An 18,779-nucleotide genomic window follows, 5' to 3' on the forward strand; every position below is an offset into this window, starting at 1 on the left:
TAATTATATCAAAATTTTTTACAAATGTAAATTAATAAAAAAATAAATTTTAACACTAACATAATCGTAATTTCACACTATAATATTTATACTTTCTATTGAAATAGTTTTATTTTAGTATAGAATGTATTAACTTGATTAAAGTATTATATAATTTTAATAATAAAGTTGGAACATATATGTCTAAGAAAACTAATAAAGAAGCATGTGCTTTATGCGGAAGAGAATTAAAAGAATTAAGCAGATATATAGAAGGAAATGAAGGGTATTTATGCTCTGATTGTTCTGCTATAGCTAATGATTATTTTAATGCTCATAATAGTATAAAATCTAATAATAAAAAATATGATATACAAATACTTCCTCCAAAAGAGATTAAGGCTTTACTTGACCAATATGTTATAGGTCAGGATTATGCTAAAAAGATATTATCAGTTGCTGTGTATAATCATTATAAAAGAATAATGCAAGACAACACTAATAATGATGTTGAAATAGAGAAGTCTAATGTGCTTTTAATTGGGCCTACTGGAAGCGGCAAAACTTTACTTGCTCGTACTTTGGCTAAGGCTTTGAATGTGCCTTTTGCTATTGCTGATGCTACCACTGTTACAGAGGCTGGATATGTGGGGGATGATGTTGAAAATATACTTCTTCGACTTATACAAAATGCTGATGGGGATGTAAAATTAGCAGAAAAAGGAATAATATATATAGATGAAATAGACAAAATATCTCGCAAAAGTGAATCTCGTTCTATTACAAGAGATGTTTCCGGAGAAGGAGTTCAGCAGGCTTTATTAAAAATAATAGAAGGAACAATATCAAGCGTGCCTCCTTATGGCGGAAGAAAGCACCCTCATCAAAACAATATAGATATAAATACTTCTAATATACTTTTTATATGCGGCGGGGCTTTTATAGATATAGAAAAATCTATTGCAGAACGTACTTCTAAAAAGGGGCTTGGTTTTGCTGCTGAAGTTAATTCTATGGAAAACTTGGAATATGATGAGATAATGAATCATATTGCAACTGAGGACTTAGTAAAATTTGGACTTATACCAGAGCTTATAGGAAGGCTTCCTGTTGTTGCTACTTTACAAGAGCTAAAAGAAGAGGATTTGATTAGAATATTAAAAGAGCCTAAAAACTCACTCATTAAACAATATAAAAAATTATTTGAGTATGATAATGTTGATTTGAGTTTTGACGATGAGGCTTTAAAAGTGATAGTAAAAAAGGCAATGGAAGAGCATACAGGAGCAAGAGGTTTGAGGGCTTTATTTGAAAAGGTAATGCTTGATTCAATGTATGATTTGCCTTCTGATAAAAAGTCTATCAAAATAAAAAAAGAATACGTTGAAGAGAAACTAAATATACACTGAAAATTTTTAGTGTATATTAAAACAATTATTTTCTATCAACTTTTTCACGTAGCAAAAAGTTTTCGCCCTTCGGACACGTTTCACGAAAGTACAAATATTATAGTGTTGTATGTTTGGAATATATATAAACTATAAGATATTACCTTTATTTTAAGCTAAAAAATGCAGTTCTTTTGGTTCTTTTATACCAATACCGAGTAGGTGCCTATCGGCAAAAGAACTGGGGTGCGGGGCAAAGCCCTGCAAATAACTAAAATAAAAAAGTTAAAATTTTTCAATATATTCTGAACTAACTATATTTTGTTATATGATTTTTTTATTCAACTTTTTCCCGTAGCAAAAAGTTGCAAAAAGTACAAACGTTTTTACTCTATATGTTGGAATATGTATTAAGTATAAAATAATAGATGTATCTTTGTGTAAAAAATGCAGTCCTTTTGCTTCTTTGGGCCACGCCTTACCTAAAGGTACTCCTTTCAGTCGCAAAAGAAGTGGGGGTTCTACCCTACGGGTACACTTCGCAGGGGGCTAGTCCCCGAGAATAAAAAAACTTAAAAAATCTCTATATATTACTAATTAAATATTTCATATTCTTTCATCTTTTCAAATATTTTTTGGTCTAATAATATATCTGCTTCTGATTCTTTATTTATCTCTTCTTTTTTGTCTTTGTTATGCAGCTTTGATAAAAATAAAGATAGCCTGTCTATTTCATCTGGTGAGAGATTTGTAAAGGCATATCTTAAATTGGGGAGTATACTTAAAAAACTCTCTTCATCCTGCTTTTCTACAACAACATCTATTTTTTTTATTATATCATCATTGATAAACAAAATGTCTCTTGATATAAGAAATATTCCAGATAAAAAATAGCTTATGGCATTAGCGTCAGATGATTCTAAAAAATTGCATATAGTGTTAGAAAACTCTTCTGTTGTCATTCCTTTTAATTTATATTTTATTGCCAAACAAACTGCATATATATGTGAGCTTCCAAATGTGTTTGACAATATAGTGTTTATTTTTATTGTAAAGGCTTCTATCAAATCATCATTATTTAATATGTTTGTGTAAATATTTTTTATATGCTTTGAATATTTAATAGCTTCCTCTTCTTCTAAATCTTTTACATAATCCATATTATTTATGGCACAAATAAATGCGGTGTTTAAAAGTTTTTTTATTAAATCATTAGCAAAAGATTCTTTTTTTATCATGCTGTTGTATTCAACTATATTTAATAAATAATATAAATTATACAAGCATTCGCATAAACTTATAAAATCACTGTCTTTAAAAATAACATCTTCTATTTTTGAATAGTTGTTTACTAAAAAACCTTCTATTCCCATCATATTGGTTTCTATTATTAATTTTGATATCTCGCTTGAGTTTATATTACTATCTAATTTCTCTTTTATAACATTAATACAAACTTCATCTATAGTTACACCATAAACAGATTTATCTATTAATAAAGATTCTGCATTGGTTTTATATTTATATTTCCAAATCTCTCTTGCTAAGTTTTTATTAACTCTATTAATATAATCTGGCCCTTTTATTAGCCTACAAAAATCAATGTCCAAAAATCTTATCTTGTGAAAGAATCTGCTCTTTTGAAAATGTGTATCATCTTTAACAATATCAAGTATGGTTTCTACTTCGCTGCTGTTGTCTAATTTTATTTTAAACTTTTTACACAAATTTCTAAAATCAATTATTACAGGAGGCACTATACTTTTTGAAGATACTTTTCCGTTTTTTATTCCAGATAATAGTTTGATAATAAAATCTATATTTGATTTATTTTCAAAATTAATGTCTCCTTTTATAAATGATGTTCTTAAAGAATCTATAAGCTCATAAACTCCTGATGTACTTTTGGCTCTTAGTTTTGAAAGATTAACTGCCATATAGTATGCATTTATACAATCTGATATGCTTGAATTATTGTTATTATAATCCACATTTGAAGCTTTTATTATAAAATACATAACAGTATCTAAATAACTATTTAAATTATTTTTTTCTAAGTTCCTATAAACAAAATCATAGAATGCAGGAAACTCTATACCAGCCTGATAACCGTTTCTTCTGTCTGCATCTTCAAATGAATATGGTATTAAATAGCTGTTAGCATTTTTTTTATTATATTTTTTTAGCTTTTCTTCTATATCAACGTTTTCTTTTAATTTTGTTATTATGCCTTCCATGTGAAAGCTTCCTATAATAACTAAAACTCTATTATATTTTTTTATGGCTTTTTTAATGTTACTTGCCATAAAATATTCTCTGTTTCTTGTTTCTGTATCTTCTTTTTCTATTAAACGCATATAATAGCCTAATGTATATACGCTTTTAAAAAACTCTTCTGATGTTTTTACTATACCATTTATTTCAAACTCTCTTTCCCAAAGCTCTTGAAATGTTCTTAGTCCTGATTTTTGTGTAAGTTTTTTTGTGTAGTCATTTATATCAAATTTTAAATCATCTTTATCATATACAGAGCTTATTTTTTGATATTCGTCATCTGTATTTTCTATCATAGAAGCAAAAGGCATATCTATAAATTCACAATTAATATTTCTTTTAAATGCTTCTTTTATTGCCACAAACTCTGGAGAATAATCTAAAAATGGATAGTAGCTTCTATATTTAATATCGCTGTCATAGCTAGAATATACACAAAATGGTGCTTTGGTTTCTTCGTCTGTCATAAACTCCATTAAATTGTTAGAGTCTATTGGCCCTTCTATAAGTATACAATCTGGATTAAAGCTATTTATTACTTTTTTTAAGTGATATGAGCATGCTGGAGAATGATGCCTTATAGGTAATAGTAATTGTTGTTTTTCTAAGTTATTTTTTTTTGACATTATTATAATACAATATTTTTTTATGATGATACAATATATATTAAACATTGCAAGCATAAAAATTGATTATTTAATATATAGTTCTTAAGTTTATAATTTTTTCTTGTTCTTTTTCCCGCGTACGAGCTGTACTACCTTGCCGCACGGTAATGCTATACTTTAATTATAACTTCTTAGTCGTGCGGGGGAATGCATTTTAATGTACAATTAAATTATAAAATTTATAATAAAAATGCCGACTTTTTGCTTCTTTGCGGCTGCAAAAGAAGTATGGGTTTTACCCTACGGGCACGCTTCGCAGGGGGACTAGTCCCCAAAATATAAAAACAAAAATTGATAAACTTAAAGTTTTCAAATATATAATAAGTTTTTTTATTCAACTTTTTCCTGTAGCAAAAAGTTGCAAAAAGTACAAATGTCTTAACTCTATACGTTGGAATATGTATAAACTATATTGTAATACCAACATTTTAAGCTAAAACAATGCAGGCTTTTTGCTTCTTTGGGCCACTACCACAGGCACTTCCTTCGATCGCAAAAGAAGTGGTGGCGTGTACCCTAAGGGCACGCTTCGCAGGGGGCAAAGCCACCACAAACAAAAAATTAAAAAAATATTTTTGGTTATATTTTAGCATACATTTTTATATACAATATAAATTATTCGTTTATACCTCCTGCAGTAATATTTGATATAATCTTTTTAGAGAGTATTATATAAATGAAAATAGTAGGAAGAAGTACTATAATAACAGTAGCAAACATACCTGAAAAATCATTAGTATACTTCATAGATTGAATCATAGAAAAAAGACCTATTGATAATGGTCTTAAATTAGTTTTACTTGCAAATATCAATGCTGTAAAATATTCATTCCATATAGAAATAAAATTAAATATAGATACAGTTACTATACCCGGAGATGCCAATGGAAACATTATATTCCAAAAAGCCCTAAAAGGACTGCATCCATCTATAGTGGCTGCTTCTTCAAATGTATGCGGTATGTTTTTAAAAAACGATATAAGGAAAAAAATTGTAAAAGGTATATGCATAGCTATATAAACTAATATTAATATAAATCTATTATTGATTAATTTTAAAGTTGCTGCTATACCAAAAAGAGGAATTACTATCATTATTCCGGGCACCCCCATTGCTAATACAAAAATTCTTTTTAATATATCATTTAATTTAAAATCTATTCTTGCTATTGCATAAGCAGCAGGAGAACATAACAAAACTAAGCCTATAACAGATACAGATGAATAAATAATAGAGTTCAAAAAATATATCCCAACTCTATTATTAACAAATGCTTTATAATAATTTTTAAAGTTTACTCCAGAGTTCAATAGTTTTCCATCAAAAATATCTGATGTAGTAGATAATGAAGCTAAAAATATCCAACCTATACATATAAATATTAATAAACACCAAGTGCTCATTATAATGTATTTCATTATAAAAAAGAACTTATCAATTATTATTTTTTTTCCTAAACGATTTAACATATTATTTATTATTATCCCTAAAAAATAAATTTACAAGTAAAAAAGAAAATAATGCTATAACAGAAAGTATAACGCATATAGAAGCCCCCAATCCAGCATTTCTCTCTGAAACTATTAAATTCGAACCAAACAATTGAAAATACATATATATTTTTGGTGTAATAGTTCCCGGTTCAGGATCTAAAGGCGAAAATATTTGAGACCATACAAACATTCCAAAAGCCTCTATACTCCATATTACTATGGCACTTTTTATTGCATTTAATATTAAAGGTATTGTAATTTTAAAAAATTTATCAAAAGAATTAGCTCCGTCTATAGATGCTGAATCATATAATGCTGAAGGTATAGATTCCATAGAAGCACAAAACATTACCATAAAATATCCTACATTAGAAAAAGAATATGCAATAAGCATCGACATAAATATATAGTCTGGAGAAGCCCATTTTATATTAGCTAATTGCGGAAGACCAACTAAAGTAAAAAATGATTTTAAAAAACCATAATCAGGCTGATAAAAATAATAAATCCACATAGTGGCCAAAGCAACAGAAGATATTATATTTGGCAGATAAATTAATGTTTTAAAAAAAGATTTCAACTTCATGTTTGAAAATGTAAGTATAGATGCAAAAGAAAGAGAGATAGAAAAAACTATTAATCCCCCAATAAGCCATATAATAAATACATTTTTTAATGATTTTAAAAATAAATTGCTTTTAAATAAAAATACAAAATTATCTATACCAACAAATTTCCAATTAAATATACTATCTGATATTGTTTCAACATAAAATAAACTCATAATACCTGTTCTAAATACAGGATATAAAAACGCTATTAAAAACACAATAAGTGCTGGAAATACAAATATTATAGCAGTTATTTTTCTATATTTTTTATACATAATATAATACTCTACAATAATAGATATACCGTATTTATTATTTAACAAATACGGTATATCTTACTATATCTATTTTTTTATTTTTTCATTTCAGCAATAAACTCTTCTGCTGTTATCTGACCTGACATCAATTTAATAACATTAGCATTGATTATAGGAGTTTTTTCTGTATTAACATCTATTCCGCCATCTAAAGGATAATATTTGCCTAATCTTGGGAATATTTCTTTAGTATCTTCAAGCTGTTTTGTCCAATATGTAGTTGTACTTGAAACAGGAAGAGCATAAGAACGTTTTGCTATTTCCTCATCCCATTTTCCTGTAGTAAGATGTACTATTAAATCAAAAACTTCTTTTGGATATTTAGTATCTTTATTTATTTGAAATGACTGACTTCCATAATGCATATCATAAAGTCCATCTGTTCCGCCTTCTACAGTAGGATAAGGGAATTGTCCCCATTCAAAGTCTTCTCCTGCAGTTTCCATTACAAAGTTAGGAACCCAAGTACCATTTAAAAACATTGCTGCTTCTCCTCTTGCTAATTCATGCCTTCCTGCTGGGAATTTATTTCCTGCAACTTTAGGAGATACATATCCTAATTCTACCATCTCCTGCCAATCTTGAGCTGCTTTTAATACTATAGGGTCATCCCATAAACCTTCTGTAACTAATTGTTGAACAAACTCTGTTCCTTTATATTTGGCTATATGATATCCTAATAAAGCATTAATTTCAGCATCATCATCAGTAATAGGAGGTATTCCTAAAGCTTTTATTTTAGCACATGCATCTTTAAACTCCTGCCAAGTTTCAGGTACTTTTTCAATTCCTGCTTCTCTAAATATTTTTTTGTTATAATTGAATAAAAATACAAAAGGCTGATAAGGAACTGCATATAATGAACCATCTTCAGAAAAAGATCTTCCTAAATCAAGTAATGATTTTATAATAACATCTTCATAAGGTTTGCCATCTGTAGTATCATAAACATTAGTGATATAATCGTCTAATTTTAAAGCATATTTGCCCCAATTTTTAGTAGTTCTTTCTATATTTTCATCCCAGAAATCTATAGTCTGACCATTATCTAAAGCTGGCTGAAGCGTTTTTCTTATTTCACGTCCATTGAAATTTATCTCTACTTCTATATCAGGGTGCTTAGACATATAATCTTCAATAGCAGCTTTCACTGCCTGACCTTGAGATTCTGTTTCATTCCACATAGACCAATAAACAATTTTTTTCTTATTTGTATCACTGCCGCCTGAACAGGATAACAAAAAAATAAAAGCTGAGAAAATAATAAATATTTTTTTCATAGATAAATATATCCTCCGTAAAATTTATTTTTATGATATTATTAGTTATTAAAAAATAATTTAATTACAAAGTAAAAGTATAAATAAAATAGGTATTATAATTATAAAATTTGAATAGATGTCCCATCTATTATTGAATGATAAATTGAGGGAAATGGTATTTATAGATGAAATACATGAGATTTAATTTTAATATTATTTCCATGATAAATACCTTAATAATTAGGATGAATTATAATAGTAAATTATTATAATGAAAAAGTCAATAAATATTTTAATTTTGTTGAGTGCATAGGATAATAATATTAATTTTTTTATTTAATGTTTTTTTATAATTCCAAAAACAAGTATTTTGTTATTGATGCTGCTTTCTTAACCAGATAAAAATCCAATAATATATTTATAAAAATATATGAACTAACAAAATATAACTGTTTATACATAAAACTAATTATTGACTTATACGTTTTTTTATTTAAACTTAAAATAAAAAATATTTTAGAGATATTTATGAAAATAGAAAAGAAACCATTATTAAATGTTGCTTTGTTATCGTTAATTACTTGCAGGGTATATGTTATTTATTGGATTACTGTTACAACAAAAGATATTAATAGCTATATGGAAAATGAATATATGTCACCAACATTAGCTTGCATATTATCAATAATAACTTGTGGATTATTTGATATATATTGGTTTTATAAATATGGAAATATTGTTTTTAATGATATGTATAAAAAAGCTAATATTGATAGCTATGGAGAGAATGCTCTTGTATTGTCATTATTTTTTTTAGTTCCTTTTGGGTATATATATTCTGTTGTTACATTGCAGTCTAAGTTAAATATTATTTATGATAAGACTAATGAAAATTCTTAATTTAATTAAAGCTTGGGCGGGGGCTGAAAATTCTAATTAAATGAAATGGAAAATAAAATTTTAATTGCAAAATATATTATAAAAAATAAAGGGCGGGGTATGTAAATAAAGTTTTTAAATTTAAATTATATATGCCCACCCTTTAGACTTTTTATATTTATCAGTTATTTTTGTATCATTTTTCTTTATAATTTGTCACTGTTATTTTAATACCCACCCTAAATTTATTTAAATTTAAAAATATATTTACCGCACGAATAGTATAATTATAAATTTTTTATTTATTTTAAATTATAATTTTAATTATGTATAAAAATCTGCACACCGTGCGTAAAGCAATACAAGTTAAATTATATAGATATTATTATTTTTCCATCTGTATGTTTTTTTATAACAGTTCTTAAAGCTTCTGATGCATTATCCATATTAAATATAGTAGAATATATTTTTGGTTTTATGTTTTTATCTTCTACAATTTTTGTAATTTTACGAAGCTGTTCTCCGTCAGCACGTACAAACATAAAACGATATTCTTTTTGTTCTTTCATTGCTTTTTTATCATATTTATAACCAGCAAGAGAAAATAATAATTTTTTGATAAAAGGAAAATTATTGTCTTCAGCAAACTTTTTATTTGGGCTAGTTCTTAAACTTAAAAGACGTCCACCCTTTTTTAATACTGATAATTCTTTGTCAAATTCATTTGCTCCAAGCGTATCTATAACATGATCAATATTTGAAACTAATTCTGAATAATTTTCTTTATTGTAACTAATATATTTATCAGCCCCTAAATTGATAAAATGTTCTTTTAATCTTTCATTACCAGAAACTATAATATTTAAACCTAAATATTTTGCAATTGGAACGGCAAGCTCTCCAAAACTTCCAGAGCCTCCAGTTATTAAAACAGTTTCACCAGATTTTGCATCCAATTCTTCTGTAAATGCTTGATATGCTGTAAGAGCAGTTAAAGGTATTGCAGCAGATGTAATAAAATCATAATCTTTTGGCATGCAAGATACAAATTTACTATCTACTGCAACATATTCAGCAAAAGCCCCTATTTTTGATATAGGCAAACGAGTATAAACTTTATCTCCCGCTTTAAAATCGGTTACATTTTTTCCTACACTTTCAACTATTCCAGAACATTCATTACCTAATGTCAAAGGCATTTTATAATCTTGTATAAGTCTTACAGCACCTGTTAATATCAATATTTCAAGAGGATTTACTGCCGCAGCTTTTACTTTAATTAATACCTCATTGTCAGAAATATTAGGAATTGGAATATTTGCAATTTCTACATTTATATCTTTTGAATATTTTTTTATTTGTATAGCTTTCATATAATATCTCCATTTTTGTTTTTTATAAAAATAAATTTATGCAGTATATAAATCAATATAAAATTTAAAGAATTTATTGTTACTAACATAGTAACAATAAATTTTATATGTATAGTAATACATATAAAACATATATTGTAGTTCACAAAACAAATATATTTTAGAGTTTTAATTTGATATTATTATTTTAATGTCTGCTATGATTTTTTTAAAAATCACAATTCATACTACCGCACGCTAAACTAAATTATAAAAAGGAACTAATTTATAAATATTATTTTTATTTTATATATAAATACATTCACCGTGCGTTAAGAATTCTATAAACATATATTTACATTGACAAAAAGTGTCTATATATTAGAATTGAAAACTATATATGATAAAATAATTTTAATTAAAGAGTAGTTAAATGAAAATTAAAAATAAAAAAAATGATAGCAAAGACAATATCAATATAATAGGTTTAATAATATATCTCTTCTTATCTTTAATTATACCGTCTACTGCAATATCATTTTTTGCTATGGCTGATAAAAATATAAAAGAAAAAAAAGAAATAATATATAATGATAAAGAAATAATAGATAATAAAGAAACTAATGCAGCAAATTTTGACAAAGAAGAAATGCTTCAAAAAATAATAACATTATTATTAAAAGGAAGTTCATCATCTAAATATAGCAGCTCAAAAGTGGATTTGAGAATTCTTGGTATAAGAGTATTAATTGTATACGGACTGACTTATATATTATCGCTTGCAATTACCGCAATTATAGCCCAAAAATATTATCATGAAGAGATAAAAATAAAAGAAGATATTAGAGAGACTATAGGAACAATATTAGTAGAGTTGATTACTCTGGCATTAATTGCATTCATTTTAATAGTAGCAGTAATATATATGAAAAGTAATAGAGAATATTTAGCTTTCAGCGGAGTGATTTTCGGTTTTATAGCCTGTATTATCATTAGAAAAATAACATAAATTTATTAGTATTCTAAAAATATATACTTAATTTTTTAAGTTTATCAATTTTTGGTTTAATAGTTTTATTTTACGCTTACAATAAACTAAGTAAATTTATACAATATACCTAATTCAATAAACATCTATACCGTATTGACAAAAAAGGCATATATAATAAGATAACCATGAGGATTATAAAAAAAATAAAATTATACTAATGTAAATATTTATAGAGTCATAAATAAAAAAGTATTTTTCTGTATTTTTTTCTAATCATAACATCTATAAAGGCTTAAAAGTGAGTAAAAAAGAATCTGCAAAATCTACAATAATTTTTGCAATATTTTTGTTTTCACCTATTATAATACCTCCTGCTCTTATAATAATATTTTCTTACAGAGATACAAATATAGGATTTGCAAAAGAAATAGAAACAAATATGCAAACTTATCTAAAAACAACTTATTAAAAAAATATATCAAAAGAAGAAAAGAAAGTGAAAAGGATAAAACAGCTATGAGAAGAATAAAAAAAGATAGAGAAAAAAAATTTGATATAAAAGGTATTATTACTATTTTATTTGTTATTGTATTAACTATGGGAATGATATTGTTTATTATGAATGCTCCTGATATATTAAATAAGTATGATGTAGTAAATAATAAATCAGAAACAATGGATAAATATTCTAAAAATAATGATTTGCTTAGTAATAATAAAAAAGATAATTTAGTTAATTTAATAATAGACTTTCTAACTCCTAGCCGTCATCACAAAAGATTTCCATGGATACCGGAAAGTTTATTTTTTAGAGTTACAATTATGTTTTTTCTTAGCTTTTCATCGAGTATGTTTAGTGCTTTAGCAATTAATGAAATAAAAAAAGAAGGATTTAAAAAGAAAGATTTAAAAATGTATTTTATTTTATTGTTGTGGATTTCAATGAGTATATTTGTTTTTCTTATGTTAAAAGATAATATTATAACTGCCAAAGAATATTTGAGTATAGCAGCAGGAATTATATTAGGTTTATTGCTTGCAAAAAGTTAAAGCATGCATAATTATATATATTTAAGGAGATATGATAAATATTTATGAAAGATATTGTTTTTAATTTAATATACAAAATCAATATACCAGAAAATGATTTGTTTAGAATAGCAGCATTATTTTTATGTTCTTTCATAATCGTGTTTTTAATATTACTTTTAATTAAAGGAATTGGTGAAACAGTAGGAGATGGTGATAGTGTAATAGGTTTGGGAGTAGTTATAATATTAATAGCAGCATTTTTTGGAGTGTCAGGATTTTTTATAATCAAATACATTGAAAATACTTATGAATATATCTTTATAGCCATCGGTGTTATAACAGCATTATTTAATTTAAATGAAGATAACATAAAAAAAACATTACTTGTTGCTTTAATATTTTTTATTATTCTTTTATATGCATCATTTTTTAATGCTCCGCCAACTATAAATGATGCAAATATCATAAACCAAACAAATAATTATACTAATGATTTGAAATCAACTTTATTCATTCAAAAAGATATTATCGAAGCTATATTAGGACATTCAAATATTCTTACTATGGTTTTATTTGGAGAGATTACATTAAAAAAAGCAATAATTATAGTATTAAATTTAATTTTATTAATAATTATAGTTGCTTATGTATTTAAAAAAATTAGGAAGAGAAAATAAATATAATGACAAAAAATATAATTTATTAATTTTATATAGCTAATCAATTTTATTAATTCTATATTTTTATAATTTTTTATAAACATAAAAACAAATCTTATAAAAGTTTATGCATCAATTACACAAGCGTTAAATCCTTATAGTTGTTCATTATTTTTTTTATTATCCTTAGACCTAAGATGTTTACTAATTAATAATACTATAAAGGATAATATACCTCCAAAAAAGAAAGCTAATAATTCTAGTATACTCTCTGTACTTCCGCCAATATTAAAAATAGCCAAGTTTTTATGTATTTTATAAATAATAATAGAACTTATTAAAATAATTATGGAAGATACAATAATATAATATTTACAAGAGCCATTTTTAAAAAAAATCATCTCTATTAAAATACCTAGTATAGCACACCCTATCATAAATATTATTATTAATCTTGCAAGTAAATATTGTGAAACCTCTTCAAAATCTATATTGTAATTATCATCGCTTCTAAATTTAAAGTATCTTCGGTAAATTTCTTTAGTTTCCACATTATTATTAAAATCATAACTATTTTCTAAAATAATATCTTTATCATTTACTATATAGTTTGCATTGTAAATATTGTTTTTTTCATTTACTTCTATTATTATTTTATTGGGATAATGTTTTTTCATTTCATTATAAAATATAAGAGAAATAGTAATTATTATAATCGCTAAGACACTGAATTTCATTACAAAACCTTTTAAATAATACTACACATAGAAATATATTTATCATAAATTAATTTTTATTTCAAGTATATTAATTGATACCTACATAATGTATTAATAAAAAAATAATAAATTTAACGCACGCAGAGTAAAGCCAAAAAATAGAATGTTGTAATGATTTTAATTTAGCTATTTTTTATAAATTAGTTTACCGTGCGGTTATAAAAAATTCAATTTTAAATAAAACTTGGGCGGGGGCTAAAAATATAATATAAATTTCCATATCTAAATAAAGTTTAATAGAAAAATAGATTAACAATTCTTAAAGGGCTGGGATTAGAATAAGGTTTAATTAAGTAAATATATTATTTTTACTTAAATATTAATCTTGACAATACAAACCCTATTATAAAACCTATAGGTAAAGATAAATACTCCAATATGTTTTTTATATTCTCATAATTTATAAAAATAATTAGCCCTGTAATTATAACAAATACACCTAGTATTATTTTGGCAGCAATTAATTCTTTTTTAGGGGAGCTATTTTTTGATAATAATATAAAACTAAGTAAAAAACCTATAAAAATAGAACATGTAAACATAATAAACATTCTATCTTCTTCAAGGTCAAGATCAGTTTTGTATCTTCTTCTTATGTTTTGATACTTAATATCAGAGTCTGTATTATAATTATTCTCTATTATGTAGTCATCTTCTATGTAATTTAAATTATAAATATTAGTTTCTTTAATTGTATTATTAGGTTTTATCAAGTCATTATAAAATATATAAGAAATTATAATAAATATTAATATAATAGTTAATTTATTAAGTTTTAAGAAGTTCATTTTATTTCCTATAATATAACTGCTAAATATAATTTTACTATAATTTAAAATATATTTTATTTCAATATAAAATCCATTTTACATTATTGAATAATAAGCGATTTTATTATATAATAATTGATTATAATTGTAATATTTGAGGATTTGAAATATTATAAGAATTAAATAACTGTTTGCACTTTTTGGTACTTTTTGCGGCGGGAAAAAGTACAAAATAAATTCATTGCCGCATATAATCCAAAATAAAATATATAACAATCTGAAACTATTTAAAATTAGATTAAGAGGAAATAATTCAATGGCTAAACTTTCGCATCTTGAAAAAGAGTATATTAAAGCTAATTACAAAAATAAAAGCATTGATGAGCTTACAAAAAAATTAGAAAAAGACAGAGAGTTAATAGAAGAATATATTAACAACCTGCAAAACAATCAAAAAAATAAAGAAAAAAATAATAAAAAAGAAAAAGCTAATAAAGAAAAAAGTGAAAACATATTTTCTAAATTATTCTCAAAATCATCTAACAGCGAACCAATATTTAAAAAGTACGAAATAAAACCCTATCACCTTTCAAAGATAGATATAATATTTTCTGCTGCAGCATTTTTGTTTACATTTTTGCTTTATTTGTTTACATTAACGCCTTCGCTTTCGGCAGGTGATAATGGAGAGCTTACAACGGCAGCTTACTTCTTGGGAGTAGGGCATGCTCCGGGATATCCTTTTTATACTTTAATGTCTAAACTATTTACTTATATACCATTTGGAAACATTGCTTGGAGGACAAACCTATTTTCTGGTACTTGCGGTGCTATATCAATGATTTTCTTCTATCTTATTATGGTTAAAGTATTAGGACAAAACAGAATTGAGAGAGGTTTTTCTCCTGTAGTTCATATACCAGCACTTTTGGCAAGTATTGCTTTTGCTATATCTGATAATATGTGGGCACAGGCTACTATGGCTGAAGTTTATAGCTTAAATATTCTTCAAATAGCTTCTATGCTTTTAATACTTATTTATTGGTTTGAGGCAGTGTGGCAGCATGCTAATGATGATGTGCCTTACTATGGAAATAAATATTTAATGGCTTTTGGTTTTCTTTATGGGGTAGCACTTGCTAATCACCATGTTACTTTGCCATTTGCTTTTGCTCCGCTTTTGTTTATAGCTGTGGTATTATTCTTAGTTCATAAAGACAGATACATAGAAAATATTGAAACTCCTTTTATATCTATATTTGTGTTTTTAATATTACTCTTTATAGGCGGGTTTGGATACTATAGATTTATTATGAATTATGAGGCTTATTTATATTTCCCTCCGGGTGTAGCTTCTGATGATTCTATATTCTCTATACTCTTTAAGCCTTTCACAGATATGAATATTTTAAGCGACATATTTACAGCACTTGCTAATGGTTCTTATTTAAGACCAGATATGATACAAAACTTAAAAGCTCCTTTCTACCCAACACTTTATAAAGGAATGTTCTTAGTATTTTGGCCTTTATTTTTAGTTGTTGTTTGGGTGTTAGTTTATAGATATTTCTTGTGCAAGATAGATAAGTTTAATAATGATAATGATTTTATCACAGGCATATCATTTTCTTATTATAAAATGCTTTTAATGCTTGCAGTTGGCGTTATGATATATGCCTACATGCCTATAAGAGCAAGGGCTTTACCTCCTCTAAACTGGGGACAGTTGAATGAACCTAGCGGATGGGAGAATTTAAGCTATTTATTTAGTATGATACACAGAAAACAGTATGGTGCTTCTGGTAACGATATTGCAGCAGCATTCATTCTTCACCCAGAGCAAGTATCTGCTTTAATTAATATATTTAAAACTCAATTAACTGTTTTAGGTTTATTATTCTTAATACCGGGGTTATTCCAAATATTTAAGAAAAATAAGTTTATAGGAATATTCTCTGTATTTGGACTTTTAAGTTTTGCTGTATCACTTATGGCATATACTAACCCTCCTCCAAGTGTAAGAACTTTATCATTTGTTGAGGTATTTTTCTTGCCTGCTACTTTATATATGATTGTAATAGTTGGCTTTGGTATACAGTGGTATATGGAATATTTTAATACTAATATAAAAAATGTATTAAAAAAACCTTCTGAAGAGACTACAGATACAAAATTAAAGCCTTATCATGCAATATCACTTGCGGCAATATTTGCAATAATGATACCTATATTTGTAATGAATTTAAGCCGCAACAACAACTCAAAAGATTTTAGTAATCACGACTATTCATATAATATGATGAACTCACTTCCAGACAATGCAATATTTGCAACAGAGGGAGGAGATAACCAAGTATTCGGTCTTGTTTACTACACTATGGTTGAAAGAAGAAGGCCAGATTTAAAAATATATGACCAGAAGGGTAATGTATTTGAGAGAATATACGGTAACCTTATGAAAACAGACGGCAGATGGCTTGGAAGCATAAGCGATGCTGTTGATAAGGATTTTATAGACAGCGGCAGACCTTATTATATGGCTTGGAGAAGAGATGGGCTTGAAAGACTTGGAGATTATTACTTTAAGGCTTATGGGCTTGTATTTAAAGTTCAGCCTATAAAATATGCTTTAGTTGATGAATTAGAGTTTTTTAAGGTTCTTACTGTTAATGATTATAAGGCAATAGCAAAAGAGCATTTAAAAAGAAATTATGAGAATGATAAAGTTTCTTCAGATTTGAATGCTTTGCTTGATGAAGGTCTAATATCAGTAGAGAGAAAAAATAATTATAACGGCAATGAAGAGATAACTTTTGTAAAAATGTATGAGCTTCCTTTCCCAGAATTAAAAACAGAGGAAGATTATTGGGATAGCTACACTATGAAAGGAACTGCTGAAGAGATTTCTCATTATGACTTTTTAACTAGAGAGATTTTTGTAAGTTCTTATTCACTTGCTAAAATAGATATGTATAACAGAAGAATAAAAACATATCAAAAATTGCTTGGTTTTATGGGTAATGGAAACGTTGCTAAAAACGGTATTACAAGAGAAGAGGCTGATGCAAAAATAGAAGAGTATAAAAATCTTAAAAGACAAGAAGAAGAGAGAATGCTTACTATAGGCTTTGATATGTCTAATGTTTACTTTGCTATAGGTAATCAAGCTATATTAGATGGTGATTATGAAAGAGCTACTGTGATGTATGAAGAGCTTATAAAGCTTGAAAAACTTATTTATCCTGCTTATTTCAACTTGGCTGCTTCTTATGAATATTTAGCACGCTCTAAAGATACTCCTTATGAGAAAGAGGCTGAATATTTAAATAAAGCTAAAGATGTAATGGATAGAGCAGAGAAGACTTTCCATAGAGGTAAAGATATTGGAGATGCAGCAAGAGCACAAAACGCTACCTATCAGCAGATAATGCAGTTTAATAATAGATTAGATTTACAGCTTAGAACTACAAGACAGCAGGCAGATACTCTAAAACAACAGGCTATAGCTGAAAACACTTTTGATAGTTACACTGCTTATGCTAATTATATTTATCAAAATAGACAAGATTTAGATGAAACAATTTGGGCTAAAAACGAAGCTAAAAAGAGAGCAGTTAATAATACTCAATTAATAAATGTTAATAAAGAGCTTGCTATACTTTATGCTAATATTGGAGATGTTAATACTGGTATCAATATATTAAATGATACTTTAAATCTTCCTAATATTACAAGAGATGATAGAAGGGGCATAGATTTTGATTTGGCTAGTATTTATCTTAATCAAAAAAGATATAATGAAGCCCTAAATATATATTCAAAATATACCAATGATTTAACTCAGGACGGTGCTTTTGCTTTGTATGCTATAGGTCATATATATGTTGAGCAGAATATGATTGTTGAGGCACTTAATATTTATAATGATTTTAAGGCTAGAATGTCTCCGCTTGCTAAGGATAATCAGGTGATAGCTAATTTGGATAGAGATGTTGAAAGCAGAAGACTTCAGATAATGCAGTATTTAGGCACTGTTGGTGTTCCTAATCAATAATAAAAAAATTATATACTAAGGCTTGCTATTAATAGTGAGCCTTTTTTATATTATGCTTAGTTCACAATACATTATATATATTTTATTTTGATATAACAAAGTAGGTAGGAGAGAAGTAATAGAGTATAAAATTATTATTATAAATTTTATTATATTGTGTGTTGGTATATCTTCATAACCAAATTTTTATTCATAAAATGTAAATTTTTTTAAAAAAATAACATTTTTATTAATAGTATTTTAATAAATGTATTGATATTTTTATTAATA

General features: G+C 26.2%; 14 protein-coding genes. 7 read left to right on the forward strand and 7 right to left on the reverse strand.

Annotation, left to right across the window (positions count from 1 at the left end; translation table 11 throughout):
• Nucleotides 1-179 precede the first annotated feature (179 nt).
• Nucleotides 180-1,388: an ATP-dependent Clp protease ATP-binding subunit ClpX gene (clpX, locus tag GQX97_RS06920; protein WP_157151219.1), complete on the forward strand. Its 1,209-nt coding sequence runs from the start codon at nt 180-182 to the stop codon at nt 1,386-1,388.
• Between the two features lie 572 nt (nt 1,389-1,960).
• On the opposite strand, the gene GQX97_RS06925 is transcribed toward clpX, so the two are convergent.
• From GQX97_RS06925 to GQX97_RS06940, 4 genes are all read right to left on the reverse strand, one after another.
• Nucleotides 1,961-4,267: a DUF5682 family protein gene (locus GQX97_RS06925; RefSeq protein ID WP_157151220.1), complete on the reverse strand. Its 2,307-nt coding sequence runs from the start codon at nt 4,265-4,267 to the stop codon at nt 1,961-1,963.
• Nucleotides 4,268-4,924: 657 nt separating this feature from the next.
• Nucleotides 4,925-5,779: a carbohydrate ABC transporter permease gene (locus GQX97_RS06930; RefSeq protein WP_232473276.1), complete on the reverse strand. Its 855-nt coding sequence runs from the start codon at nt 5,777-5,779 to the stop codon at nt 4,925-4,927.
• A 1-nt stretch (nt 5,780) separates the two neighbouring features.
• A complete protein-coding gene (locus GQX97_RS06935; protein ID WP_157151221.1) occupies nt 5,781-6,689 on the reverse strand; it encodes a carbohydrate ABC transporter permease in 909 nt (302 codons plus the stop codon).
• A gap of 77 nt (nt 6,690-6,766) precedes the next feature.
• Nucleotides 6,767-8,011 (reverse strand): ABC transporter substrate-binding protein, encoded by a 1,245-nt coding sequence (locus GQX97_RS06940; RefSeq protein WP_157151222.1) that lies wholly within the window; start codon nt 8,009-8,011, stop codon nt 6,767-6,769.
• A 510-nt stretch (nt 8,012-8,521) separates the two neighbouring features.
• Between GQX97_RS06940 and GQX97_RS06945 the strand changes: the two genes are divergently transcribed.
• Nucleotides 8,522-8,893, forward strand: coding sequence for a DUF4234 domain-containing protein (locus GQX97_RS06945; RefSeq protein WP_157151223.1), 372 nt, complete (start codon nt 8,522-8,524; stop codon nt 8,891-8,893).
• 350 nt (nt 8,894-9,243) lie between these two features.
• Here GQX97_RS06945 and GQX97_RS06950 read toward each other — a convergent pair whose 3' ends face one another.
• Nucleotides 9,244-10,245: an NADP-dependent oxidoreductase gene (locus tag GQX97_RS06950; protein ID WP_157151224.1), complete on the reverse strand. Its 1,002-nt coding sequence runs from the start codon at nt 10,243-10,245 to the stop codon at nt 9,244-9,246.
• Between the two features lie 412 nt (nt 10,246-10,657).
• On the opposite strand from GQX97_RS06950, the gene GQX97_RS06955 reads away from it, so the two are divergent.
• The 4 genes from GQX97_RS06955 to GQX97_RS06970 all read left to right on the forward strand — a co-directional run bounded on the left by GQX97_RS06955 (nt 10,658) and on the right by GQX97_RS06970 (nt 12,924).
• Nucleotides 10,658-11,233 (forward strand): hypothetical protein, encoded by a 576-nt coding sequence (locus GQX97_RS06955; RefSeq protein WP_157151225.1) that lies wholly within the window; start codon nt 10,658-10,660, stop codon nt 11,231-11,233.
• A gap of 280 nt (nt 11,234-11,513) precedes the next feature.
• Nucleotides 11,514-11,684 (forward strand): hypothetical protein, encoded by a 171-nt coding sequence (locus tag GQX97_RS06960; protein WP_157151226.1) that lies wholly within the window; start codon nt 11,514-11,516, stop codon nt 11,682-11,684.
• A gap of 47 nt (nt 11,685-11,731) precedes the next feature.
• A complete protein-coding gene (locus GQX97_RS06965) occupies nt 11,732-12,265 on the forward strand; it encodes a hypothetical protein (protein ID WP_157151227.1) in 534 nt (177 codons plus the stop codon).
• A 44-nt stretch (nt 12,266-12,309) separates the two neighbouring features.
• Nucleotides 12,310-12,924 (forward strand): hypothetical protein, encoded by a 615-nt coding sequence (locus GQX97_RS06970; protein ID WP_157151228.1) that lies wholly within the window; start codon nt 12,310-12,312, stop codon nt 12,922-12,924.
• Nucleotides 12,925-13,061: 137 nt separating this feature from the next.
• Here GQX97_RS06970 and GQX97_RS06975 read toward each other — a convergent pair whose 3' ends face one another.
• Complete coding sequence (locus tag GQX97_RS06975) at nt 13,062-13,643, reverse strand: hypothetical protein (protein WP_157151229.1); 582 nt, start codon at nt 13,641-13,643, stop codon at nt 13,062-13,064.
• Between the two features lie 350 nt (nt 13,644-13,993).
• Nucleotides 13,994-14,473 (reverse strand): hypothetical protein, encoded by a 480-nt coding sequence (locus GQX97_RS06980; RefSeq protein ID WP_157151230.1) that lies wholly within the window; start codon nt 14,471-14,473, stop codon nt 13,994-13,996.
• 298 nt (nt 14,474-14,771) lie between these two features.
• Here GQX97_RS06980 and GQX97_RS06985 point away from each other — a divergent pair, with 298 nt between their 5' ends.
• Entirely contained in the window at nt 14,772-18,509 is a 3,738-nt protein-coding gene (locus tag GQX97_RS06985; RefSeq protein ID WP_157151231.1) for a DUF2723 domain-containing protein, read from the forward strand.
• Nucleotides 18,510-18,779: the final 270 nt, after the last annotated feature.

The organism is Brachyspira sp. SAP_772 (assembly GCF_009755885.1).
Lineage (GTDB): Bacteria > Spirochaetota > Brachyspiria > Brachyspirales > Brachyspiraceae > Brachyspira.